Below are 24195 nucleotides of genomic sequence, written 5' to 3' on the forward strand. Positions count from 1 at the left end.
GTCCGCGCAGTAGGGTCACCGGCATGGCTCGCCGTGTGTTCCTCCACGTCGGGACCGCGAAGTCCGGCACCTCGTTCCTGCAGGACCTGTGGTGGCAGCAGCGCGACGACCTGCGCGACCGCGGCCTGCTGCTGCCCGGCGACGGACGCCGCGACCACTTCGCCGCGGCGGCCCTGGTCAAGGGCATGACCGACGTGGTGGCGACCTTCGGCGAGCGCGAGCTCAGCGCCTGGCAGCGGCTGCTCGACGAGACCCGCGACTGGCCCGACGACGTGCTGGTCAGCAACGAGCACTTCGCCGACTCCCCGCCCGAGGCGGCCCGCGACGCGGTCGCCGAGCTCGCCGCGGTGGCTGACGAGGTGCACGTGGTGGTGACCGCCCGCGACCTCGGCCGGGTGCTCCCGTCGGCCTGGCAGCAGCGGGTCAAGATGGGCGCGCGCCAGCCCTACCGGCGCTTCCTCGGCGGCGTGCGGAACCCGGCGGGCGACGAGAAGTTCTGGCGCTACCAGGACGTCCCGCAGATCCTCGACCGGTGGTCGGCGGGCCTGCCCGGCGGGCGCGTCCACGTCGTCGTCGTACCCGCTCCCGGGGCGCCCCGTGACGAGCTGTGGCACCGCACGTCCGCCGTGCTCGGCCTCGACGTGAGCGGCCTCTCCACCGACGCCACCCGTCCCAACGACTCGCTCGGCGTGGTCGAGGCCGAGCTCCTGCGCCGCGTCAACGACACCGTCCCCCGCGAGCGCCGCACCGCGGCGTACTCCCACCTGGTGAAGCGGTCGTTCGTGCCGGAGCAGCTGGTCGGCAGCGCACCGCGCGACTCCTTCGCCGTGCCCGAGAAGCACCTGGCCTGGGTGGGCGAGCGCTCGGCCGAGGTCGTCGCCGCGCTACGCGCCAGCTCGTACGACGTCGTGGGCGACCTCGACGACCTGCTCCCCCGCGCGGACGGCTCGGGGCGCACCCCCGACCAGGTCGGCGACCCGGAGCTGCTGGACGCTGCGACGGTCGTGCTGCAGCGCATCGGCGTGGACGCCCCGGCCTCGCTCGACGATGCCGTCGGCGTCATCGCCGCCGACCTGCTGGCCCGGGTCGCGCCGCCTCGGCGGCGGACTCAGCGCGGGACGAAGGCCCAGTAGTCGAGGTCGAGCAGCACGCCGGGGGCGTACGTGCCGTCCTCGCCGCGCAGGGCCATCGACTCGTCGCGGCCCTTGGTCGCGACCAGCCGCAGCCGGAGCGCGCCGACGCCCGGGGCGTCGACCGTGGCCTTGTCGAGCACCTCGGACCAGGCGTAGACCGTGTCACCCGCGAAGGCGGGCGCGACGTGGGCGCCGGCGTTGATCGCGGCGACGAGCTGGGCGTTGGCCAGGCCGTTGAAGGACAGCGCGCGGGCCAGCGAGATCACGTGGCCGCCGTAGACGAGCCGGTTGCCGTCGGGGCGGGCCTCGGTGTTGAAGTGCACCTTGGCGGTGTTCTGCCACAGCCTCGTCGCCATCATGTGCTCGGCGTCGGTGAGGGTCACGCCGTCGACGTGGTCGATCCGCTCCCCCACCTCGTAGTCGTCGAACCGGTGCGGCTCGCCGGCGGCAGCGACGTCGTACGCACTGAAGTCGAGGCCGGCAGGCACGACGAGGTCCTCGGGCGAGACCGCGTCCGCCAGCGTGGGTACGACGGTCTCCGGAGCGGGCGACTCGGCCGACCGCTTGTGCACCATCACCCATCGCGCCCAGTCGATGGCGACCTCGCCGCGCTGGTTGGTGGCGGTCGAGCGCACCCAGACGACGCCGGTCCGGCCGTTGGAGTTCTCCTTGAGGCCGATGACCTCGGAGCGGGTGCGCAGGGTGTCGCCCGGCACGACCGGGACGTGGAAGCGGCACTCCGCATAGCCGAGGTTGGCCACCGCGTTGAGCGAGACGTCCGGCACGGTCTTGCCGAAGGCGACGTGGAAGCCGATCAGCTCCTCGACCGGGTGGGGCGCGAGCCCGACCGACGCCGCGAACTCGGCCGAGGACGGCACCGCGAAGCGCGTCGGGTAGATCGCGCCGTAGAGCGCCCGGTCGCCCTCGGTCACCGTGCGGGGGGTGGCGTGCTCGATCACCTGCCCGACGGTGAAGTCCTCGAAGAAGTTGCCGGCGTTGGTCTTCATGGCGGACATGCTGCCGCAGCGCGGCCCGCGCAGGTGGCCGTGGTCACGTGGGCTCCATCACGTCGGGGCTTACGCGGGGTCACCCGTCGTACGGGTACGCGCGCACGATCGCGCCACCGGGCTCGGTCTTCAGGTAGCCGGTCTCGTTGTACTGGTTGCCGATGTAGATGTTCACGCTCGGCCCGTCGCCCCAGTCGTTGACCAGCACGTGGGTGAGCTTGCCGCCGGGCACGTCGAGCGTCCGCTTCGCACGCGCGATGTTGTCGAACATCCGGCCCACGTCGAGGTAGCCGAGGCTGACGAACCTCTGCGGGCCGATCACGGCGGAGGCCTCGGTGTCCTGGCGCCACGTGCCGGTCCAGCTCCAGCGCTCGAAGCGCTTGTGGGTCCGCGACACCGGCACCTGCACGCCGACCCGGTCGGGGTAGAAGCCGACCTCCCATGCGTCGAGCATGCCGAACTTCTTCTCGTAGGCCTTGAGGAACCTCCGCACCTGTGGGGCCGTCATCGTGAACGGGGTCGTGGCGGCCTCGACCGGGGTCGCCTCCGCCGCCTCGAACGGCGCGGGCCCGACGCCACCGGACGTCGCCGAGTCGGACTCGCCGCCCGCGGACAGCGCCACGACGGCCACCACAGCGGTGATCCCCACCCCGATCAGGACGACGAAGGCACCGAGTCCCGCGACGAGGCCGACTGAGTGCCGCTGCCGGGGCGGACCTGCATCGAGGGTGGTCCGCACGGCAGGCGGCATGGCGAGCCCGGCCGGCACCTGCAGGTCGCGCGTCAGGCCCTGGAGCTCGTCGAGCGTCTCCGCCGACAGCGCGCGACCGACCCGGAGCTCCCGGTCGGCGTCGCCGATCTGCCCGTCGGCGTAGGCCGCCTCGATGACCTCGACCGCGCGGTCGCGGTCCGCATCCTTGGCGCGGAATCCCCTCATGCGCGGATTCTAGGGCTACTCCGAGGTGCTGAAGGCGGCGTCGAAGGCGGCGTCGGGTGCGTCGAACGCGAGGCGCCGGACGAGCTCGAGGGCCTCGGGCGCACCGACGAGCCGGTCCATCCCGGCGTCCTCCCACTCGATCGAGATCGGGCCGTCGTAGCCGATGGTGTTGAGCATCCGGAAGCACTGCTCCCACGGGACGTCCCCGTGACCGGTCGACACGAAGTCCCAGCCGCGACGCGGGTCGGCCCAGGCCAGGTGCGAGCCCATCCGCCCGTTGCGCCCGTTGCCCACCTGCTTCTTCGCGTCCTTGCAGTCGACGTGGTAGATCCGGTCCCTGAAGTCCCAGAGGAATCCGACGGGGTCGAGGTCCTGCCACACGAAGTGGCTCGGGTCCCAGTTCAGCCCGAAGGCCTCGCGGTGGTCGACGGCCTCGAGGGCACGCACGGTGGTCCAGTAGTCGTAGGCGATCTCCGAGGGGTGGACCTCGTGGGCGAACCGCACGCCCTCGCTGTCGAAGACGTCGAGGATCGGGTTCCAGCGGTCGGCGAAGTCCTGGTAGCCCGCGTCCACCATGTCCTGGGAGGCGGGCGGGAACATGGCGACGTACTTCCAGATCGAGGACCCGGTGAACCCGACCACGGTGTCCACGCCGAGCCGGCGAGCCGCCCGGGCGGTCATCTTCATCTCCTCGGCGGCACGCTGGCGCACGCCCTCCGCGTCGCCGTCGGCCCAGATCCGGTCCGGCAGGATGCCGCGGTGGCGCTCGTCGATCGGGTCGTCGCACACGGCCTGGCCCTTGAGGTGGTTGCTGATCGCGAACACCTGGAGGCCGTGCTTCTCCAGCACCTCGAGCTTGGCCGGGACGTAGGAGTCGTCCTCCACGGCCGCCCAGGGGTCGAAGTGGTCGCCCCAGCAGGCGATCTCGAGCCCGTCGTAGCCCCAGCCGGCGGCGAGCGTGCACACCTCCTCGAAGGGAAGGTCGGCCCACTGGCCGGTGAACAGGGTGACGGGGCGTGGCATGACGTGCTCCTCAGGTCGGGATGGCGGTGCCGTGGGTGGTGCCGGTACGACGATGGCTCAGGACGCGACGTCCTGCCAGCAGTCGGTGTCGGAGCTGGTCTCGATCGCGGCCAGGACGCGTTGCACGCGCAGACCGTCGGCGAAGGACGGGGTCGGGTCCTCGCCCGCGGCGAGGGCGTTCACCAGGTCGACGACCTGGTGGGTGAAGCCGTGCTCGTAGCCGATGCCGTGGCCGGCCGGCCACCACGCACCGACGTACGGGTGCTGGGGCTCGGTGACGACGATCCGGCGGAAGCCCGCAGTGGTCGCGTCCTCGGTGCCGTCGAAGAAGTGCAGCAGGTTCATGTCCTCGAAGTCGAAGGCCAGGCTGCCTGCCGAGCCGTTGACCTCGATGCGGATCGCGTTCTTGCGGCCGTTGGCGAAGCGGGTCGCCTCGAAGACGCCCATCGCGCCGCTGCCGAACTCGGCCAGGAAGGTCGCGGCGTCGTCCACGGTGACCTTCCCCGTGCCGGTGCCCGCGGTGCCGGACAGCCCGCTGTGCTCGCTGGGCAGCGGACGCTCGTCGACGAACGTGCGCAGCCGGCCCGAGACGCGGCGGATGTCGTCGCCGACGATGAACTGGGCGAGGTCGACGATGTGGGCACCGATGTCGCCCAGCGCGCCGGAGCCCGCCTTGTCCTTCTGGAGGCGCCAGGACAGCGGGGCCTGGGGGTCGACGATCCAGTCCTGGAGGTACTGGGCCCGGACGTGGTGGATCGTGCCGAGGCGCCCGTTGGCGACGAGCTGGCGGGCGAGCGCGATCGCCGGCACGCGCCGGTAGGTGAACCCGACCATGGCACGTACGCCGTTCACAGCCGCCTTGTCGGCGGCGTCGACCATCGCCTCCGCCTCCTCCACCGAGTTGGCGAGCGGCTTCTCGCAGAGCACGTGCTTGCCCGCCTCGAGCGCGGCGATCGCGATCTCGGCGTGGGTGTCGCCAGGCGTGCAGACGTCGACGAGGTCGATGTCGTCGCGGGCGACCAGGTCCCGCCAGGAGGTCTCGGTGGACGACCAGCCGAGCCGCTCCGCCGCTGCGGCGACGCGGGCGCTGTCACGGCCGGTCAGGGCCGTCATCCGGAGCTGGAGCGGGAGGTCGAAGAAGCGCGGTGCGTTGCGCCAGGCCTGCGAGTGGGCGGCGCCCATGAAGGCGTGGCCCACCATCCCCACGGACAGGGTGTCCTGCTGGTACGTCATCGGTGGTCCTCGGGTCTCGTCGGTGGGTCAGGAGGCGGCAGGCCCCGCCGCCGCGCTCGGGCGGCGGGGCGTGGACCGCTACCTCAGGACTCGAAGGCGGTGTCGATGTACTGGTCGACGTTGTCGCCGGTCACGACCGGTGCGTAGAGCTGCACCGTGCGCGGGACCTCGACCTCGACCAGGTCGCCCATGGCCTTCTCCTGCACGAGCAGGCGGGCGAGCTTGACGCCGTCCGCGCCCTGGGTCGACGGGTAGATGACCGTCGCCTTGAGCACGCCGCTGCCGTCCTGGATCTCACGCATCGCGTTGGCCGAGCCGGCGCCGCCGATCATGGTGAACTCGTCGCGGCCGGCGTTCTCGATGGCGGCCAGCACGCCGACGCCCTGGTCGTCGTCGTGGTTCCACAGGAAGTCGATCTTCGGCTCGGCCTGCAGCAGGTTGGCCGCGACCTCCTCGCCGCTCTCGACGGTGAACTCGGCGGCCTGGCGGGCGTCGACGTCGAGACCGCACTCGGAGAGCGCGTCCTCGAAGCCCTGGCTGCGGTCCTGGGTGAGGGGCAGCGAGTCGATGCCGGCGATCTCGGCGACGACGGCGTCCTCGTTGCCGTCGGCCTGCTCGCAGACGTACTGCCCGGCCGAGACGCCCATGCCGTAGTTGTCACCGAGCACGGTGACGCGCGCGGCGTTGGGGTCGTCGAACTCGCGGTCCACGTTGATGACCGGGATGCCGGCCTCCATCGCCTTCAGGGCCACCGGCGTCATCGCGGCTCCGTCGAACGGCAGCAGCACGATGGCGTCGACCTTGTCGTTGATGAAGGTCTCGACCTGGCTGATCTGCAGGTTGACGTCGTTGGTGCCCTCGGCGATCTGCAGGTCGAGGTCGGGGTACTCGTCGGCGAGGTCGCGGACGTTGTTGGTGATGGCCGCCATCCAGCCGTGGTCGGCGGCGGGCGCCGAGAACCCGATCGTGACGGTGTCGCCGGCCTCGTCGTTGCCGCCCGCGGCAGCCGCGGGGCTGGTGTCCGACGAGTCCTTCTCGTCGTTGGCCGCGTCCTGGGCGCTGCCGGTGCAGGCGCTGAGGGCCAGGACGGCGACCGCGCCGACCACGAGGCCGGGGAAGCGGCGGCTCTGCTGCCGTGAGGTGGTGGTGCGCAGTCGCATGGGTCGGACTCCTTGTGTGCGGTGTGGGTGCGGCGTAGGTGCGGGTGGTGCGGTGACTTCTTCCGAGTGCGTGGGACCCCGACCGTCAGGTCGTGGTCGAGCGTCGCGCCAGGCGCTGCTGGAGCAGCACGGCGACGACGATGATCAGGCCCTTGGCGACGGCCTGGGTCGAGCTGTCCTGGTTGTTGAGGACGAAGACGTTGCTCAGGGTGCTGAAGATGAGGACCCCGATCACGGTGCCGACGATGGTGCCGCGCCCGCCGGTGAGGAGGGTGCCGCCGATGACGACCGCGGCGATGGCGTCGAGCTCCAGCAGCGTGCCGTGGGTGGAGCTGCCGGTCGACGTACGCGCCAGGTACATCAGCGCGGCGAGGCCGCAGCACAGTCCGACGAGCACGTAGACCCAGACGGTGTGGCGCTTGACGTTGATGCCGGCGAGGCGGGCAGCCTCGGGGTTGCCGCCGACCGCGAGGGTCCGGCGACCGAACGTCGTCCGGTTGAGCAGCACCCAGCCGCCCACGGCGACGAGGGCGAAGATGACGACCAGCAGCGGCACCCCGAGGATGTCGGAGGACCAGAAGTCCTTGAAGCCCTGGACGCGCACGATCTGCGTACGCCGCTCGGAGATGATCTCGGCCAGTCCGCGGGCGGACGCCAGCATCGCGAGCGTCATGATGAAGGGGACAATGTTGCCGTAGGCGATCAGCACCCCGTTGACGAGACCGCAGGCCCCGCCCACCGCGAGCGCCGCGAACACCATGATCGGCCAGTGCGTGTCCTCGGCCATGTTCTGGGTCGCGAAGGTGCTCGCCCACACGGACGCGAGGGCCACCATGGCTCCCACCGACAGGTCGATGCCGCCGCTGATGATCACGAACGTCATGCCGATGCTGACCACGCCGACGATCGAGGCGAACCGGACGATGGTCACCATGTTGTCGATGCTGGCGAAGCGGTCACCCGCGGTCACCACGCCCACGGCGCAGATGATGAGGAGCGCCACGACCAGGCCGATGTTGCGGCCGAACGACCCGCTCATCAGGCCGGCACCTCGCGAGGTCCTCTCCGACTCGGCGACCGCGTGCTCCACCCGGACGGTGTCGCTCGTGGGTGCCACGGTGTTCTCGACGCTCGTCAGGTCCGGCGCTCCCCCGACCTTTGCGTCGGTCCCGGGGGTGGTGCTGTGCTCGCTCATGCGGCGCTTCCTTCCATGACCAGGTCGAGGACCCGGGACTCGTCGATCTCACTCGCGGGGCCCTCGTGCACGACCCGGCCCTCCCGGACCACGAGCACCCGGTCGGCGAGCCCGAGCACCTCCTCCACCTCGCTGGACACCACGACGACGGCGACGCCCGAGTCGGCCAGCGACCGGACCACGGCGTAGATCTCCGCGCGGGCACCGACGTCGACTCCGCGCGTCGGCTCGTCGAGCAGCAGCACGCGGCACTCGCGCATCAGCCAGCGCGACAGGACGACCTTCTGCTGGTTGCCGCCGGAGAGCAGCCGCACGAGGCGGTCGACCCCGGCGGGGCGCACGTCGAGCGACTCGGTCACCTCGCGGCTGCGGCGTCGCTCCTGGCGGGAGTCGAGGAGGCCGAGCCGGGAGAACCGGCCCAGGCTCGAGACGGTGACGTTGCGGTAGACGGCCTGGTCGAGCAGCAGCCCCTGGCTCTTGCGCTCCTCGGGTGCCAGGCCGACGCCGGCCTTGACCGCGTCGGGCACCGAGCCGCGGCGCAGCTCACGACCCTCGACGCGCACCGTGCCCGCGGACGGTCGGCGGGCGCCGTACACCGTCTCCAGGATCTCGGACCGGCCGGCGCCGACGAGGCCGGCGAGCCCGACGATCTCACCCGCGTGGACCGAGAGGTCGACGCCGGTGAACACGCCGGGCAGCTCGAGGCCGATGACCTCGAGGACCGGCTCGCCGGAGACCGGTACGGCGTCGCCGCGCGGCGGGAAGACGTACTCGATGGAGCGACCGGTCATCAGCGTGATCAGCTCGGCCGTGGGGGTGTCCTCGACGGTCAGGCTCGACGCCACCGTGCTGCCGTCCTTGAGCACCGTGATGCGGTCGCCGATCTGGCGGATCTCCTCGAGGCGGTGGGAGATGTAGACGACGGCCACGCCCTCGGCGGTGAGGTCGCGGATGACGCGGAAGAGGCTGTCGACCTCGCCCTGGTCGAGCGCGGCGGAGGGCTCGTCGAGGATCAGCAGCCGGGTGTCGTGCGAGAGCGCCCGCGCCATGCTCACGATCTGCTGGGCAGCGGGCGAGAGCCGCCCGACCGCGCGGGTGGCGGGGATCTCGGGGTGGCCGAGGCGGGCCAGCAGGTCACGGGCGCGTCGGTTGGTCTCGCCGGCCTGGGTGAAGCCGCCGCGGCTGATCTCGTGGCCGAGGAAGATGTTCTCCGCGACGCTCAGCTCCGGGACCAGGTCGAGCTCCTGGTAGATGGTGGAGATGCCGAGGTCCATCGCCGTCTGCGGGGTGTCGAGCGACACCGGCTCGCCCTCCCAGAAGATCTGGCCCTCGTCGGGCTGGTAGCTGGCGGAGAGCACCTTGATCAGCGTCGACTTGCCGGCGCCGTTCTGGCCGAGCAAGCAGTGCACCTGGCCCGCGTGCACCTCGAGCTCGACGCCGCCGAGCGCGAGGACGCCCGGGAAGCGCTTCACGATCCCGCGCATCTCCAGGAGCGGTGCCGCAGTGCCGGCGGCGGATGAGGACGTCACGCCGGAACTGTGGCATGCGTCACGGGCTTTTGTCGAGAGTCTTGCAAAAGTCTCTGGTCTAGCGTGCAAAGTCCTGCATGTGCTTGACTCCGGCCGTGCGCACGGGTGAACTCTTCGACCTCCTCCGCGACGGAAGGCCCTGGACCCGCGCCCAGCTGGCCGAGGCGACCGGCCTGGCGAGGTCGACGATCACCGCCCGGATCGACACCCTGATGCGCCTGGGCCTGATCGCTCCCTTCGGTGGCGCGCGCTCCACCGGCGGGCGCCCGCCGGCCCTCTTCGCGCTCAACCCGGCCGCCCGCCTGGTCGTCGGCGTCGACGTCGGAGCCACCCACGCCCGGGCCGCCCTGACCGACCTCAACGGCGCGATCCTCGGAGAGGTCGACGCCCGCATCGCGGTCACCGACGGCCCCGAGGCTGTGCTCGGCTGGGTCATCGAGTCGGTCCGCGACCTCGTCGCGCGCACCGACCGGCCGCTCGACGACCTCGGCGCCATCGGGATCGGCCTGCCCGGTCCGGTCGAGCACTCCACCGGCCGCCCGATCAACCCGCCGATCATGCCAGGCTGGGACCGCTACGACGTCCCGGGGCACCTCCAGCAGGTCTACCCCGTGCCGGTCCTCGTCGACAACGACGTCAACATCATGGCGCTCGGCGAGCGGCGCCGGCACCTGCGCGACGTCGACGACCTCGTGCTCATCAAGGTCGCCACCGGCATCGGTGCCGGCATCGTCTCCGGAGGTGTCCTCCAGCGCGGCGCCCAGGGCACGGCAGGCGACCTCGGGCACGTCCGCGTGCCGGGCGCCGACGCCGTGCTCTGCCGGTGCGGCAACACCGGCTGCCTGGAGGCCGTGGCCGCGGGGCCTGCGCTCGCGGCCGCCGTACGGCAGCAGGGCGAGAGTGCCGAGACCGGCGGCGACGTCGTCGAGCTGGTCCGCGCGGGCAGCCAGCCGGCCATGGCCGTCGTACGGCAGGCGGGGCGCGACATCGGCGAGGTGGTCGCGACCATGGTCAACCTGATCAACCCGTCCGTCGTGGTGATCGGCGGCCAGGTCGCCGGCGCCGGCGAGCACCTGCTCGCCGGCATCCGCGAGTCGGTCTACCAGCGGTCGCTGCCGCTGGCCACCGAGCACCTGCGCATCGTCACCTCACGCGCGGGCGGCGAGGCCGCCGTCCTCGGCGCCTCCGCGCTCGCGATCGAGCACGTCCTCTCCCCCGAGGTGGTGGAGGCGGCCAGCGAGGCGCTGGCCGCCGCCGACGCGGCTGCCGGGGCCTAGCGGAGCTGGTAGTCCTTGAGGAGGCTGCGGCCGATGATCATCTTCTGGATGTCGGAGGTGCCTTCGCCGATGAGCATGAACTTGACCTCGCGCATGAGGCGTTCGATCTCGTACTCCTTGGAGTAGCCGTAGCCGCCGTGGATGCGGAAGGAGTCCTCGACGACCTCGTTCGCATATTCGGAGGCGACCATCTTGGCCATGCCGGCCTCGACGTCCATGCGCTGGCCGGTGTCCTTGAGGCGGGCGGCCTTGACCATCATGGTGTGCGCGACCTCGACCTTGGTGGCCATCTCCGCGAGGCGGAACAGCACGGCCTGGTGCTCGGCGATGGGCTTGCCGAAGGTCTTGCGCTGCTGGGCGTAGGCGATGCCGAGCTCGAACCCCCGCCAAGCGAGGCCGCAGGCGCGGGCGGCGACGTTGACCCGGCCGACCTCGACGCCGTCCATCATCTGGAAGAACCCCCGGCCGGGCTCCCCGCCGAGGATCTGGTCGGCGCCGATCTGGTGGCCCTCGAGGATGAGCTCGGTGGTCTCGACGCCCTTGTAGCCCATCTTGTCGATCTTGCCCGGCACGGTGACACCCTGCGCGGTCTCGCCGAACCCGGCCTCCTTCTCGACCAGGAACGTCGTCATGTTCTTGTAGACGCTGTCCGCGCCTTCGTCGGTCTTGGTGAGGACGGCGACCAGGGTGGAGGTGGCGCCGTTGGTCAGCCACATCTTCTGCCCCGTGATGGAGTACGACCCGTCCTCGCCACGCGTGGCCTTCGTGGACACCGCTGACACGTCCGACCCGAGGCCGGGCTCGGACATCGAGAAGGCGCCGCGGACCTCACCGGTGGCCATCTTCGGGAGGTACTTCTGCTTCTGCTCCTCGGTGCCGTGCTGGATCAGCATGTAGGCGACGATGAAGTGGGTGTTGATCACACCCGACACGCTCATCCAGCCGCGGGCGATCTCCTCCACCACCAGGGCGTAGGTCAGCAGCGACTCGCCGAGCCCGCCGAACTCCTCGGGGATGGTCAGGCCGAAGACGCCGAGCTCCTTGAGCCCCTCGATGATCTCGGTCGGGTACTCGTCCTTGTGCTCGAGCTCCTGCGCCACGGGGATGATCTGCTCGTCCACGAACTGGCGGACAGCCTTCAGGATCTCGGACTGGTCCTCGGAGAGGCCATCGGTCTGGCAGAGGCGGGGCATGCGGTGGCTCCTGTGCTCGTGGGCGGAACGCTCGGGAGTCTAGTGAGCGGTACTTTGGCTTGGCAGGCCCCGGAACCGAGAGAGACGTCACACGAGACGTGGGACGCGTGAGACGATGGAGTGCATGCGACGCACACTGAGCTCCGGAGCTGTCCTGGCCGCCTCGCTCGCGCTGGTGACCAGCGCCTGCGGCGATGACGGGACCGACACGGCCGAGGACCCCGCCGCGGACGCATCCACCAGCCCCAGCACGAGCGCGGAGCCGTCACAGGAGCCCGAGCAGGTCACCTTCGTCGACTTCGGCGAGGAGCCCGCGCTCAAGCCGCGCTACCGCAAGGCCGCGCTCAAGGCGGTCTCCGACGACCTGATCACGATGGTGCCGAGCGTGCTGCCCGACGGCTGGACGGCCGTCGGGGGCGGCTATCAGGCCGACCCGCAGTGGTGGCGGATGGAGTTCACCAGCCCCACAGGCGACGTCACGCTCGACCAGATGCCGGGCACGGCGAAGGACGTCCTCGCCGAGGCCTCGGGCCTCACCGCCGCCGACGACGTGGACCTCTCCGACTACGGCACGGGCACCTGGTCGGCGTGGCAGGCGAGCGACGGCCTCGACGTGCTCGCCCTCGACCTCAAGGGCAGCACCGTCGTGCTCCAGGGCGCCTCGCCCGAGGAGGTGCGGGCGCTCGCCGAGACGCTGCTGCCCGCCGAGGACGCCGCCTTTCAGGAGTAGCCCCGGAAGGCGGCCGGACCGGTCGGACCCTCGGTCAGTCGTTCTCCCACGTCGAGCCGCCGCCCTTGAGGCCGTCGGGCTCGATCGTGGTCACCGGCTTCGAGCCCACGCGACGGCCGTTGACCATCTTCCACTCCGAGTACGTCGTGGTGTAGGCGTCGCGGCTGAACGGCTTCTTCCACATCAGGTCGAAGTTCTTGAGGTAGTCGCGCACCATCTGGCGACCGTGCATCGCGAACAGGATCTCGTCCTGCGGGGTGCCCAGGCTCGACCAGTTGGTCGACCCGGTCCAGACGATGTTGCTGTCGATGTTGCCGCGGTAGGAGCCGCGCAGCACGAAGTACTTCTGGTGCGTGTAGCGCTCGATGTTCTCCGGCTCCTCCTCGTCCTCCGGGGCGTTGGAGACCGGGTCGTCGACCAGGTTGAAGCCGGTGGAGCGCAGCGGCACCCGGCCACGAGCGGTCGGGGCGCCGATGTGCTGCTTGGTGTAGAAGCCCATCAGGCCGTAGTTGACGCGCAGGTTGCAGCCGTTGGCGTACAGGTCGCGGAGCTTGTCGGCGATGTAGTTGCCGCGGTTGCCGCGCATGGTGTGCATCGACAGGCGCAGGAGCGTGTGCTTCTGGGCGCCCGCGGCGTCGGTGTAGACGCACTGCACGTTGTTGAGGATGTCGATGATGATGTCGGTCGACGGCGTCGTGTAGCGCGGGAAGACGGTGTTGTAGTACTTCTGCATGTCGCCGGCGGGGCAGTTCAGCCCGTTCTCGCAGAAGGAGTACGTCGCCCGGCGGTGGTCCCAGTCCGGACGCATGTCGTTGAAGAGGCCCTCGAACTGTTCGTAGAGCTGCTTCTTGCCGACCGAGGTCCAGAGGTCGTTCCACTGCCAGCGCACCGCGTTGAGCGTCATGTTCTGCGAGCCGAGCATGACCACGTTGCGGTTCCGGCCGGTGCGGCTGAACAGGTAGAACTTGCTGTGCAGGTTGTTGTACTCGTTCTTGTCCGCGCGGCAGCCGGAGACGCAGCGCTTGAGGAAGCTCGACTTCTTGGTCTTGTGGCCCAGCACGCGCTGGATCCGCACCTGGGCGTTGGGCACCAGGTGGTCGTTGAGCAGCACCTGCACCTTGACGCCGCGCTTGTGGGCGCGGATCAGCTCGTCGGCGAAGACCTGACGGTCCAGGGAGTAGGCCGAGATGATGATCTTCTCGCCCTTGGGCGTGTTGCGGATCGCGCGCAGGATGTGGCGCTCGATGACGTAGCGGTCCTGGGGGATCATCGGGTTGTTGAACTTCGGCCCGACGGGGACCTTCCACTTCTTGTTCGGCTTGCCGGGCTTGCGCGCGGAGACCTTCGCAGCGGGCTGGGCGGCGGACTTCGCGGTGGGCGCGGAGGCGCCGACACCCGCGGTCGCGGCGCTGGCGGCGACGGTCGGGACGACCAGGCTGGCGGCCAGTCCCCAGACGGTGAACAGGGACAGGATCTTGTGACGCACGTCGAATACTCCTACGAGGCAACCCTTCGGCGCCCGAGTCAGATGTTCCCCCGGAACCGAGGCGGCACATCACCTGTGCTCGCGCGAACGTCGGCCACCATAGCAGCGACGAGACGGCCCGCCGAGTCGAGCAGCTCCTCCGGTGAGACGCTCTCCGGGACCCGGCTGGCGCCCTCCCGGGCGTGCTCCGAGGCCGTCAGCCGGGCCAGGTCGCCGCGCACGTCGAACCCGCGGGCCTCGACCAGGGCAGCGGCTGCGCGGTCGAGCTCGGCGAAGCGCTCGAGGTACTGCACCGGCAGCCGGCCCCGCTCCTTCTCCTGGCCGGCCAGGAGGTCCTCAGCGAGGTAGCCACGGATCCACACGCCCCGCTCGAGCGCCGAGTAGCCGGTGAGGTGCTGGTTGACCTGCCGCAGCAGCTCGATCTGCACGATGCCCAGCGCCGGGTTCAGCGTCTCCGCCGGGGCGTCGTACGCACCGGGGTCGACGCCGATCACCTCGGCGAAGTTGCGCCAGTGGGCGTCGCGCGGCTCGCCGGGACCGGGCATGACGAGCACGTGCACCCGCTCGGGCGGCAGCTCCGCGGTCCACCGCTCCAGCACCCCGGCGAGGTCCCACGTGCGCATGCTGAACTCGGGGCCGCCGGCGGACCTGCCGGCCAGCACGGCGTCGAGGTCGACGGTGCTGCCGTTCTTCACCGACTCCTGCCAGCCGGCCGACACCACGTCGGCCGCGGGGCGTGCGGTCACGATCAGGTGCACCTCGGCGTCACCGAAGGCGTGCACCGCGCGTGCGGCCTGCTCGGCGCTCGCCCCGCACAGGAACTCGTGCGTCAGCAGCACGTCGTCGGGGCGACCGCTGACCTCGTCGACCAGCCGCTGCCACGCACCCGGCGCCTTCTTGTGCCGCTTGGCCAGGCGCGGGCGCTCCTGGAGGTCGAGGGCGGCCCAGAGGTGCTCGCGGTGCCCGAACCCGGGCAGGAGCACGCCGTCCTTCTTGAGCCGGTCGCGGTTGGCCCAGAGGACGTGCTGGAGGTAGGTCGTGCCGGTCTTCGGCAGACCGATGTGCAGGAAGGCCCGACGAGGAACCTGCCGGGCTCGGCTCAAGAGAAGTCCCCGCGGTACTTCGCCAGGATCTCCTCGAGCTTGTCCTCGTCACGCGCGGCGACCGGCAGCAGCAGCTCGGTGACCACGTCGGTCAGCTCGGCCAGCCGCACGTTGAGGGCGCGGTTCTCCTGCACCGCCGCCTCGAGCGCGGCGACCCTGGACTCGAGGTCGCCGCTTCCGGCACGACGGGGGTTCCAGCGTCCGAACATCACATCTCCCACTTCAGTCCCACTTCAGTCCTGCTTCACGGGGGGCCAGTCGATGACCATGCGGCACACCCGGGAGCTCTCCGGGTTGCCCGACACGGCCTCCTCGACGCATTCCAGCACTCGTCCCCCGGACTCGGCGACCTCGGCGCGCACGACGTCCACGCCGAGCGCCTGGCGTACGCCGGTGCGGCGGGCGTAGCCGTCACGGCCCCGCTCGCTGAGGAACTGCAGGTGCAGCGCGCCCGACGTGCCCGCCACCATCATCCGCGCGGAGCGCAGCATGTTGAGGCGGCCGCGGCGGCCCAGGCGCTCGATGACGTGCACGCACCCGACGGCGCGGGGGCCGGGCATCCGGGCGACCCAGGCCGGCACGGCGAGGACGTGGCGCAGCTCGAGGAGGTTGAAGAGCTGGAAGCTGACGCGGGGGTCGTCGGCGCGACGCTCGGCCTCCGGGCCGTAGGCATAGGGCTGGAAGTCCAGCCCGACAGCGCGGACGCCACGGTCGGCGAACCACGCGACGTCGGCGCCGCGGCCGCAGCCGATGTCGACGTAGGTCGCCAGGTCGGGGTGCCGCTCGGCGACCTGGTGAGCCACGGCGGACTCGCGCACGGTGTGTGCGGCCGTGCGCTTGAAGTAGCCGTGCCAGCCCGCGCGGCCGGTGCGCATGCCGCGGAACCAGCCGTTGAAGAGCTCGATCGTGCTCGCCGGCGTCGTGAACTTGTAGGCCGGGTCGGGCACGCGCCAGCCCGGGCCGTAGGTGACGGTCAGGAACTTGTCCTGGTCGGCCGGCACCGGGAAGGTGCGCCCCTCGAGGGTGGCCGAGCCGAGGGGATAGATCCAGGAGCGCTGGAAGGGCACCGCGATCTCGCCCATGAGGTAGAGGATGCCGTCGCGCATGAACCCGCCGAAGACGTCGAGCCCGCGGTCGAGGCCGTCGCTCTCCTCGACGTGGACCTTGAAGGCGATCGCGGAGTAGCGGGTGACCCGGTAGCCCATGTCGGTCATCGTGCGCTGGAGCCGGAAGGACTCGCGGATCACGTCGACGGGGTGGTCGCGGTCGCTGACGTAGCCGAGGTCGGCGTCGCTGTCGTGACCGATCAGGCCGCCGTCGCGGATGGCGCCCAGCGCGGTGCCGTAGGCCAGGAACGGCTGCACGCCCGCGGCCCGGAGCGCGCCGAGGACCTCGTCGATGGCGTCGAGCAGCGGCTCGACCTGCGCGGCGTCGCGGGTGTCGAAGGTCTCGACCAGCTTGAGCGACTTGTCGATCGCCAGCGGCCGGCCGGCCGGGTTGACGACCTCGATCGGGTCGGTGCCGGACGCGAAGTGCACCGGTCCGGAGAAGATCTCCTCGCCGGAGGCCGCGTCGGTCAGCGTCACCTCGGCGACGCCGTCGAGGAAGGGGCGCAGCGGCTTGGGCCAGCGCGCGACGCGGCCGCCGTCCTCCTCCTCGCCGTCGCGCTGGAGCCAGAACGACCAGATGCGCCGGCCGCCGAAGGCGACGTCGACCAGGCGCTCGCGGCGACCGGTGAGGTGCACGCCGTCGACGTCGATGGCCCGGACCTCCGGCGCGCCACGAAGGCGCAACGCGGTCAGGGACTTCACAGCGCGGAGTATATCGACGGGCGACCGACGGGCCGACCGGGTCACCCGGCCGGGAGCAGCGTGGCCCCGGAGCTCACCATGTTGTGGTCGGACGCCTTGCCCACGCCGGTGACGGCGTAGGAGTCGAACGAGATGCCGGCCGAGCCGAAGATCCAGTCGACCTGCATCCCGCTGGGCGGCAGGCACCCGCCCGAGTTGCTGCCGCCGGCGGCGGCGGAGAAGACCCCGCCCGCGGTGAAGCGGCAGAAGATCTCCTCGCGCTCGTTGTAGTCACCGGTGGCGAAGACCGGGAGCCCCTGTTCCTGGTGGAGCGCGGTCAGGTGCGAGATCTCGATCCCGGCCGCCTCGGAGCGCCAGCGACCGTTGTTGCCGAGGTTGGGCGTGTCGGCCGGGTTGTGGAAGTTGGCGAACCACGCGCGGCGGCCCGTGGAGATCGACTCCAGCAGCACCACCGGCATCTCGATGCGGCTGCCACCGGCGTACGGGATCGAGAGCGTGTGGGCATCGACCAGCTGGAACATGCTCGAGCGCCAGGCGATGTTGAAGCGGACCGACTTGTCGCCCATCGCCAGGCCCGGGTAGAGGGAGTACTCGCCTGCCCGCGCGTTGAACATGTTGTACTGCGACGCCTCCATCTCCTGGAAGCCCACGACGTCGACGCCGTTGTTGCGCAGGGCCGAGATGGCCATGTCCATGCGCGGGCTGCCGTCGGGGAAGCCCGGCTTGTTCCCGCCCGGGCCGGTGTGCGAGTCGCCGAGCAGGTTGAAGCTGGCGACGCGGAACGAGAACGGCTGGGTCCGGCGCGCGAGCTGCTTGTTCACGCGCTCGGCCAGGCGCCGCTGGGCGGCCTCGAAGCGGCGTACGGAGCGCTCGAGGGCCGGCGAGGTCTCCGAGCTCGGCTCGGCGCTGGGCTCGTCGGTCTTCTTCGCGCCGTCGCCCTCCTCGGTCTCGTCGTCACCCGACTCGAGGTCGCTGGTGTCGGCGTGGTCGCGCTGACCGGACCCGTCGGTGGACTGCGAGCCCAGCCCGATCGAGCCCTGCGGGCCACCGGGACCGCTGCCGACGCCGAACGAGAACCACAGCAGCCCTGCCACGATCGCGACCACGACCGCGGGGACCACCCACACCGGAGGCGTTCGGACAGCGCTCGGCAGCGCTGGGAACTTCCTGGGGTTCACGGTCACCTTCTGGTCGCGGGAGCCGGCTGAGGCAGGCACGTGGCGCGATCCCCGCCCGAGGCTCGAGGCATCAGGATATCGGGAAGCGCCTTACCACGCCCAACGAACGACGAAGGCAGCAGGTGACGACCGGGCTCAGGGCAGCGACGCCGGGTCGAAGATCTGGAAGCGCTGGTCGCCGCCCATGGTCGAGCCCGGCACCGGGGGCAGCCGCAGCACGCGGGTCACCAGGTTGGCGACGTCACCGGTGCGGATCGGCTGGATCCCGGAGTAGTTGGGCTGGCTCTTGGAGGGCGAGGACAGCGACGGGTTGAGGCCGTAGAGGTCGTCGCCGGGCGGCACGCCCGGACCGGTCACCCACATCGGCACCCGGTAGCTCTCGGCCCAGCTCGTCGAGGAGCCCTTGGCCTTCTGGGCGCCGGACGTGCCGACCACGACGAGGAGCGTCGTGCCCTTCATCTCCGGCTGCGCCGCGATGCCGCGCCGGATGGCGGCCACCTTCTGCGAGATCTTCTTCACCGAGCGCTGGTAGGCCTCACCGGTGTAGCCGCCCCGCTGGCCCTCCTTGAGGGCACCGGACAGCTCGATCACGCTGAGGTCGAACGGACGGCGCGCGACCTTGGACTTCCACCAGGCGACCGACTTCGAGTCGTCGCGCAGCACGGTGGCCTTGTCGAACTTCGCGGTCCCGTTGTCGACCCCGTAGGGGTCCTTGCCGCCCGACTTCTTGTTCCAGCTGCGACGCACGAGCTGGGCGTCGGGCCGGCTCGCCACGAAGCTGGTGCGCAGGGAGTTGTTGTGGGCGAGGTCGAAGATGCTGGAGACGTACTGCCCCGCCGCGGCGTGCACGGTGCTCGCCTTGCGCCCGCTCGAGCCGACGCCGTGGCCGCCGGCCTTCGGGAAGACGCGACGACCCGTGATGACCGAGACGAGGTTCGCGTCGGGGCCGGTGTTCTCCTTGACGGTGCGGGCGTTCATCGTGGACGCGCCGTTGGTGACCATCCGGTCGAGCTCGGCGGCCTTCGAGCCGAGGCCGCGCACCACCGTGGAGGTCAGTCCGGGCACCGCGACGACGACGACGTGCTCCGCGGTCACCGGGGCGGACGCGGGCACCACGACGTTGGTCGTGTAGAGCGGGTGGTCGCTGGTCTTGGAGACGTAGTCGTTCCAGACCCGCGTGTAGCCGTTGAAGAAGACGTCCTTGGTGCCCATGATCCAGTCGATCGCGCCGCCGCCGGGCGGCGAGCACGTGGTGCCCTCGACGTAGCCGCCGCTGGCCGACCACAGGTTGGCCCCCGGCGCCACGGCGCAGTAGTACTCGTCGCGCTCGTTCTTGTCGCCGAAGGAGATGAACGGGGCGTCGGGATAGTTGGTGCGCAGCTCGTTGGCGAGCGCGACCTCCATCGCGAACCCGGCGTTGCGCCACTGCTGGGCGTTGCCGCGGGTGTCGGCGGGGTTGTGGGTGTTGAAGAACCACGCGCGGCGGCCCGTGTCGAGGTTCTGGAGGAGCACGGCGGGCATCCGGCTGGGGGCACCGTCGAAGTACGGGATCGGCAGGGTGCGGGCCTCGAGGAGCTGCCACGTGTCGGTGCGCCAGCCGATCGAGTTGACCGAGGGCGCGCCCGTCGAGGTGTCCAGGCCCGGGTAGGTCTGCCACGAGGCACCCATCAGCTCGGCGAACCGCTGGGCCTGCGGCGGCTGGAACTCCTGGAAGCCCACCACGTCGAGGTCCTGCGAGCCGAGCAGCGAGACGACGCGCTCCATGCGCACCACGCCCGACTCCCAGCCCTTGCGGTTGCCGCCCTTGGCGGTGTGGTCGGCGCCGAGCACGTTGAAGGTGGCGGCGCGGAAGAAGGTGGCCGGCGTGGTCTGGACGGCCGTCGAGGCCGCCTTCTCCACACCACGCTCGGCGGTGGCCGGCGCCTCGTCGGCGACGGGCTCGGCGATGCTCGGGGCGTGGGGGGCCGGGTCGGCCAGGGTGCCGGCGACCGCGACAGCGATCGCTGCGGGCACGAGGAGGCCCAGGAGTCGGAGCTTGGAAGGCTTGGCGAACATAGTGGTGCGGCCTCACGGTCGTCGGGGAAGTGGCGGCGGTCGAGGTGTCAGATCGGACCACCGGGACGTCCGCCCCCCGGCCAGATCGGTGTGACAGGAGTGACTCCTGCGTTGCAAGCGTAACATCCCGCGCGGCCAGTCCCGGGCTTGTCGGTGGCCAGCGCGGCAGGCCCGCGCACGCTAACGTTGCGGCCGTGAGCACCACCCCGACCCGCGTCTTCGTGGCCCGGCTCGTCGGGCTGCCGATCTTCGACCCCCAGGGCGACCAGGTGGCCAAGGTGCGCGACCTCGTGGTCGCGCTCCGCACGGAGACGAGCCAGCCGCGCGTCCTCGGCATGGTCGCCGAGGTGTTCGGCCGACGGCGGATCTTCGTGCCGATGACCCGCATCACCGCCATCGACAGCGGCCAGGTCCACACCACCGGCCTGCTCAACATGCGCCGGTTCGAGCAGCGCTCCACCGAGACGCTCGTGATGGGCCAGATGCTCGACCGCACGGTGACGATCAAGGACTCCGCGAAGGACGGCGGCGTCACCGGGGTGGTCTACGACGTCGCGATGGAGCAGGCCCGCAACCGCGACTGGGTGCTCTCGCGCGTCGCCGTGCAGGAGCCCAGCAAGGGCTTCCGTCGCAAGGGCCAGACCCACGTCGTGGAGTGGCGCGACGTCACCGGCCTGACCAGGCACGAGCCGACCCAGGGCGCCACGCACCTGATCGCCGCGCTCAACGACATGCGCCCCGCCGACGCCGCCAACATGATCCACGACCTCCCGCCCGAGCGTCGTACGGCTGTCGTGGCGGCCCTCGACGACGAGCGGCTCGCCGACGTGCTCGAGGAGCTGCCCGAGGAGGACCAGGTCGAGATCCTCGAGCACCTCGACTCCGAGCGCGCCGCGGACGTGCTCGAGGAGATGTCGGCCGACGACGCCGCCGACCTCATCGCCGACCTCAACCCCGAGACCGCGGCCACGCTGCTCGGGCTGATGGAGCCCGAGGAGGCCGAGGACGTCCGCCGCCTGATGTCGTACGACGACAACACCGCGGGCGCGATGATGACGCCGGAGCCGGTGATCCTCTCCCCCGACGCGACGATCGCCGACGCGCTGGCCCACGTGCGCAACCCCGAGCTCACCCCCGCGCTCGCCGCCCTGGTCTACGTCTGCCGCCAGCCGCTCGAGACACCCACCGGCAAGCTGCTCGGCGCGGCACACATCCAGCGCCTGCTGCGCGAGCCGCCGTCGACGCTGGTCGCCGCGGCGCTCGACGACTCGATGGACCCCCTGCGGCCCGACGCCTCGATGGACGAGGTCGCCGCCCACCTGGCGACGTACAACCTCGTCGCGGCGCCCGTCGTCGACGACGAAGGCCGGCTGCTCGGCGCGGTGACGGTCGACGACCTGCTCGACCACATGCTCCCGGAGGGCTGGCGTGACCGCGCACCGCGGCCCGGTCCCATCGCCGGCCGGAGCGGAGGAGCTCGGTGAGCACGGACCGCCGCACCCGGCTCGACACCCCGCGCGAGACCCGGCGCCAGATCGTCCGGCGCCCGACCGTGGACGCCGACGCGTTCGGCGTCTTCGCCGAGTCGTTCGCGCGCTACATGGGCACCGCGAAGTTCCTGCTCTGGATGACCGCGTTCGTCGCGGCCTGGATCGTCTGGAACGTCCTCGCCCCCGCCGACCTGCGCTTCGACGAGTTCCCGTTCATCTTCCTGACGCTGATGCTCAGCCTGCAGGCCTCCTACGCCGCTCCCCTGATCCTGCTCGCGCAGAACCGGCAGGAGCAGCGCGACAAGGTCGTCGCCGAGCAGGACCGCCAGGCCAACGCCCGGGCCCACGCCGACATGGAGTTCCTCGCCCGCGAGGTGGCCTCGCTGCGCATGGCCGTCGGCGAGGTCGCCACCCGCGACTTCCTCCGCTCCGAGCTGCGCGGGCTGCTCGGCGACATCGAGGAGCTCTCGCGCGCCGAGGCCGACGGGGAGACCTCGGCCACACCGGGTGACCAGGACCCCCGGACCGGCCACTGATGCCTCGGGGCGGCTCGTAGACTTGCCCATCATGAGCACCCCCACGCAGCAGCAGGTGATGGACGCCCTGGCGACCGTCAACGACCCGGAGATCAAGCGCCCGATCACGGACCTGGGGATGGTGGACTCGGTCACCGTGGCCGACGACGGCTCCGTCGCGGTCCACGTGCTGCTCACCGTGGCCGGCTGCCCGCTCAAGGACACCATCAACCGCGACGTCACCGCCGCCGTGGCGAAGGTTCCCGGCGTGGCCTCGGTCGACCTCACCCTCGGCGTGATGACCGCCGAGCAGCGCGCCGGCCTCAAGGAGATCCTGTCCGACGGCCGCGCCCAGCGCGAGATCCCGTTCGCCCAGCCCGGCTCGCTGACCAAGGTCTACGCGATCGCCAGCGGCAAGGGCGGCGTGGGCAAGTCGTCCGTGACGGTCAACCTCGCCCTCGCCCTCGCGAAGCAGGGCCTCAAGGTCGGCATCGTCGACGCCGACATCTACGGCCACTCGGTCCCCGCCATGCTCGGCGTGGCCGACACCCGCCCCACCCAGGTCGACGACCTGATCATGCCGGTGCCCACGCAGAGCGGCGTCTCGGTCATCTCGATCGGCATGCTCAAGCCGCGTCGCGACCAGGTCGTGGCCTGGCGCGGCCCGATGCTCGACCGGGCGCTCGTGCAGATGCTCGCCGACGTCTACTGGGGCGACCTCGACGCCCTGCTCCTCGACCTCCCCCCGGGCACCGGCGACGTCGCGATCTCGCTCGGCCAGCACCTGCCCAGCGCCGAGGTCGTCGTGGTGACGACCCCGCAGGAGGCCGCCGCGGAGGTGGCCGAGCGCGCCGGCACGATGGCCTCGATGATGCACCAGCGCGTCGTCGGCGTCGTGGAGAACATGAGCTACCTCCCCTGCCCGCACTGCCCGCCGGAGGACGACCACAAGCTCGAGGTCTTCGGCAGCGGCGGTGGCGAGCGCGTCGCGCGCACCCTCTCCGAGCGCTTCGGGTACGACGTACCGGTGCTGGCGCGCATCCCGCTCGACGTCTCCCTGCGCGAGGGCGGCGACGTCGGCAAGCCGATCGTGGAGGCCGACCCGGCCGCCCCGGCGGCCCGCGAGCTGGCCCAGGTGGCCGAGAAGCTGTCCGGTCGGGGCCGCGGTCTCGCCGGCATGCAGCTCGGACTCACCCCCTCCAGCAGGTTCTGACCTGTAGGTTCTGGGCATGTTCGACATCGGGCTGCTGGAGCTGGCCGTGATCGCCCTCGTGGCCGTCGTCGTGCTCGGCCCCGACAAGCTGCCCGACCTCGCCCGGCAGGCCGCCCAGCTGCTGCACCGGGCCCGCGGCCTCGCGCACAACGCGCGCGACGAGCTCCGCAGCGAGCTCGGCCCGGACTACGCCGACCTCCAACTGCGCGACCTCGACCCCCGCACCATCGTGCGCAAGCACATCAGCGAGGCGATGGCCGACTTCGACCGCGAGCAGACCGCCGCGCGGGCGGCGGTGCTGGCGCAGGGCGAGGTCCCGCCCTACGACGTCGAGGCGACCTGACCGGTCCGCCTACTCCTCGCGCCGCTGCACGGCGACGAGCGCCGCGTAGGGCACCAGGAGCCGCTCGCTCCGGGCACCACGCGCCTCGAGGAAGTCGGCGCCGACGCGGTGGACGTGCGCCTCGTGCCGGGTGCCGTCGACGAGGTGGAGGTGGCACCGCGCGTCGGCATCGGCCAGCCTGCGCAGGGCTGAGCGGAGGCCGAGGCGGTCGACGGCCGACCACGCCACCTCCGGCACCGAGCGGCCGCTCACGCCGTGGACGGCGGCGACGGACCCGAGCGGGACGATCCAGTCCTGTCCCGTGCCGCTGATGAGGCACCACCCGTCACCGACCCGGTCCAGGCTGCCGTCGACGCGACCGACGTGCGGCAGGTCCAGGGCGACCTGGCGCCCCCGCGAGGCCATCAACCGGCTGGCGAGCGTGACCGACGCGTACTCGGCGCGCGCCCGGTCGGCGAGCTCGGCCTCCCGGTCCTCCTCCCAGGCAGCCGCCGCCTGGCCCTCGAGGTCGTCGAACAGCGCGAACAGCTCGTGCTCCCAAGACATGGCGTGACCCTACCCAGACCTGTGGACAATTCGTTGAC

Annotated in this window: 22 protein-coding genes; 7 read left to right on the forward strand and 15 right to left on the reverse strand. The window is 71.3% G+C overall.

The annotated features are described in order from the left end of the window. The first annotated feature begins 23 nt into the window (after positions 1–23). The gene (locus J2X46_RS02005; RefSeq protein ID WP_310246249.1) at positions 24–1133 is read left to right on the forward strand and encodes a hypothetical protein; all 1110 of its coding nucleotides are present in this window, start codon (positions 24–26) and stop codon (positions 1131–1133) included. Here J2X46_RS02005 and J2X46_RS02010 read toward each other — a convergent pair. The 7 genes from J2X46_RS02010 to J2X46_RS02040 all read right to left on the reverse strand — a co-directional run bounded on the left by J2X46_RS02010 (position 1109) and on the right by J2X46_RS02040 (position 9217). Further along, on the reverse strand, positions 1109–2140 hold the full coding sequence (locus J2X46_RS02010; RefSeq protein WP_310246251.1) for a MaoC family dehydratase: 1032 nt from the start codon (positions 2138–2140) through the stop codon (positions 1109–1111). The genes J2X46_RS02005 and J2X46_RS02010 overlap by 25 nt on opposite strands. A 79-nt stretch (positions 2141–2219) precedes the next feature. After that, positions 2220–3077 carry a DUF1707 domain-containing protein gene (locus tag J2X46_RS02015; RefSeq protein WP_310246254.1) on the reverse strand — a complete coding sequence of 286 codons (858 nt, stop codon included), beginning with the start codon at positions 3075–3077 and terminating at the stop codon, positions 2220–2222. 15 nt (positions 3078–3092) lie between these two features. Continuing rightward, positions 3093–4100, reverse strand: a complete 1008-nt coding sequence (locus tag J2X46_RS02020) for a sugar phosphate isomerase/epimerase family protein (RefSeq protein WP_310246256.1) — start codon at positions 4098–4100, stop codon at positions 3093–3095. 57 nt (positions 4101–4157) lie between these two features. Beyond that, positions 4158–5333: a Gfo/Idh/MocA family oxidoreductase gene (locus J2X46_RS02025; RefSeq protein ID WP_310246260.1), complete on the reverse strand. Its 1176-nt coding sequence runs from the start codon at positions 5331–5333 to the stop codon at positions 4158–4160. An 83-nt stretch (positions 5334–5416) separates the two neighbouring features. Continuing rightward, the gene (locus tag J2X46_RS02030) at positions 5417–6493 is read right to left on the reverse strand and encodes a substrate-binding domain-containing protein (protein WP_310246261.1); all 1077 of its coding nucleotides are present in this window, start codon (positions 6491–6493) and stop codon (positions 5417–5419) included. An 85-nt stretch (positions 6494–6578) separates the two neighbouring features. Continuing rightward, positions 6579–7688, reverse strand: coding sequence for an ABC transporter permease (locus tag J2X46_RS02035; RefSeq protein ID WP_310246262.1), 1110 nt, complete (start codon positions 7686–7688; stop codon positions 6579–6581). After that, positions 7685–9217 (reverse strand): sugar ABC transporter ATP-binding protein, encoded by a 1533-nt coding sequence (locus J2X46_RS02040; RefSeq protein ID WP_310246263.1) that lies wholly within the window; start codon positions 9215–9217, stop codon positions 7685–7687. Before J2X46_RS02040 ends, J2X46_RS02035 begins: the two co-directional genes overlap by 4 nt. Before the next feature lie 95 nt (positions 9218–9312). On the opposite strand from J2X46_RS02040, the gene J2X46_RS02045 reads away from it, so the two are divergent. After that, entirely contained in the window at positions 9313–10494 is a 1182-nt protein-coding gene (locus tag J2X46_RS02045; RefSeq protein ID WP_310246265.1) for an ROK family transcriptional regulator, read from the forward strand. On the opposite strand, the gene J2X46_RS02050 is transcribed toward J2X46_RS02045, so the two are convergent. Continuing rightward, positions 10491–11687, reverse strand: coding sequence for an acyl-CoA dehydrogenase family protein (locus tag J2X46_RS02050; RefSeq protein ID WP_310246267.1), 1197 nt, complete (start codon positions 11685–11687; stop codon positions 10491–10493). The genes J2X46_RS02045 and J2X46_RS02050 overlap by 4 nt on opposite strands. Positions 11688–11811: 124 nt before the next feature. Between J2X46_RS02050 and J2X46_RS02055 the strand changes: the two genes are divergently transcribed. Then, on the forward strand, positions 11812–12417 hold the full coding sequence (locus J2X46_RS02055) for a hypothetical protein (RefSeq protein ID WP_310246269.1): 606 nt from the start codon (positions 11812–11814) through the stop codon (positions 12415–12417). A gap of 34 nt (positions 12418–12451) precedes the next feature. Here the strand turns inward: J2X46_RS02055 and J2X46_RS02060 are convergent, their stop codons facing one another. From J2X46_RS02060 to J2X46_RS02085, 6 genes are all read right to left on the reverse strand, one after another. Beyond that, the gene (locus J2X46_RS02060; RefSeq protein ID WP_310246271.1) at positions 12452–13903 is read right to left on the reverse strand and encodes a phospholipase D-like domain-containing protein; all 1452 of its coding nucleotides are present in this window, start codon (positions 13901–13903) and stop codon (positions 12452–12454) included. 38 nt (positions 13904–13941) lie between these two features. Next, positions 13942–15006 carry a hypothetical protein gene (locus tag J2X46_RS02065; RefSeq protein WP_310246274.1) on the reverse strand — a complete coding sequence of 355 codons (1065 nt, stop codon included), beginning with the start codon at positions 15004–15006 and terminating at the stop codon, positions 13942–13944. After that, on the reverse strand, positions 15003–15215 hold the full coding sequence (locus J2X46_RS02070; protein ID WP_310246276.1) for a DUF6752 domain-containing protein: 213 nt from the start codon (positions 15213–15215) through the stop codon (positions 15003–15005). The genes J2X46_RS02065 and J2X46_RS02070 overlap by 4 nt, the downstream gene beginning before the upstream one ends. Positions 15216–15239: 24 nt before the next feature. Beyond that, positions 15240–16817, reverse strand: coding sequence for a hypothetical protein (locus J2X46_RS02075; protein ID WP_310246279.1), 1578 nt, complete (start codon positions 16815–16817; stop codon positions 15240–15242). A gap of 41 nt (positions 16818–16858) precedes the next feature. Then, a complete protein-coding gene (locus J2X46_RS02080) occupies positions 16859–18034 on the reverse strand; it encodes an endonuclease/exonuclease/phosphatase family protein (protein ID WP_310246282.1) in 1176 nt (391 codons plus the stop codon). Positions 18035–18130: 96 nt separating this feature from the next. Continuing rightward, complete coding sequence (locus tag J2X46_RS02085) at positions 18131–20050, reverse strand: endonuclease/exonuclease/phosphatase family protein (RefSeq protein ID WP_310246283.1); 1920 nt, start codon at positions 20048–20050, stop codon at positions 18131–18133. Between the two features lie 194 nt (positions 20051–20244). Between J2X46_RS02085 and J2X46_RS02090 the strand changes: the two genes are divergently transcribed. From J2X46_RS02090 to J2X46_RS02105, 4 genes are read left to right on the forward strand one after another with little or no spacing between them, the layout of a single operon-like run. Further along, complete coding sequence (locus tag J2X46_RS02090) at positions 20245–21534, forward strand: magnesium transporter MgtE N-terminal domain-containing protein (RefSeq protein ID WP_310246286.1); 1290 nt, start codon at positions 20245–20247, stop codon at positions 21532–21534. Continuing rightward, positions 21531–22076 (forward strand): DUF1003 domain-containing protein, encoded by a 546-nt coding sequence (locus J2X46_RS02095; RefSeq protein WP_310246287.1) that lies wholly within the window; start codon positions 21531–21533, stop codon positions 22074–22076. Before J2X46_RS02090 ends, J2X46_RS02095 begins: the two co-directional genes overlap by 4 nt. Before the next feature lie 31 nt (positions 22077–22107). Next, on the forward strand, positions 22108–23268 hold the full coding sequence (locus tag J2X46_RS02100) for an Mrp/NBP35 family ATP-binding protein (RefSeq protein WP_310246288.1): 1161 nt from the start codon (positions 22108–22110) through the stop codon (positions 23266–23268). Positions 23269–23284: 16 nt separating this feature from the next. Beyond that, positions 23285–23611, forward strand: a complete 327-nt coding sequence (locus tag J2X46_RS02105; protein ID WP_310246290.1) for a sec-independent translocase — start codon at positions 23285–23287, stop codon at positions 23609–23611. Between the two features lie 9 nt (positions 23612–23620). On the opposite strand, the gene J2X46_RS02110 is transcribed toward J2X46_RS02105, so the two are convergent. Continuing rightward, positions 23621–24157 (reverse strand): hypothetical protein, encoded by a 537-nt coding sequence (locus tag J2X46_RS02110; RefSeq protein WP_310246293.1) that lies wholly within the window; start codon positions 24155–24157, stop codon positions 23621–23623. Between the last annotated feature and the right edge of the window lie 38 nt (positions 24158–24195).

Origin of the sequence: Nocardioides sp. BE266 (genome assembly GCF_031457855.1) — a bacterium.
GTDB lineage: Bacteria > Actinomycetota > Actinomycetes > Propionibacteriales > Nocardioidaceae > Nocardioides.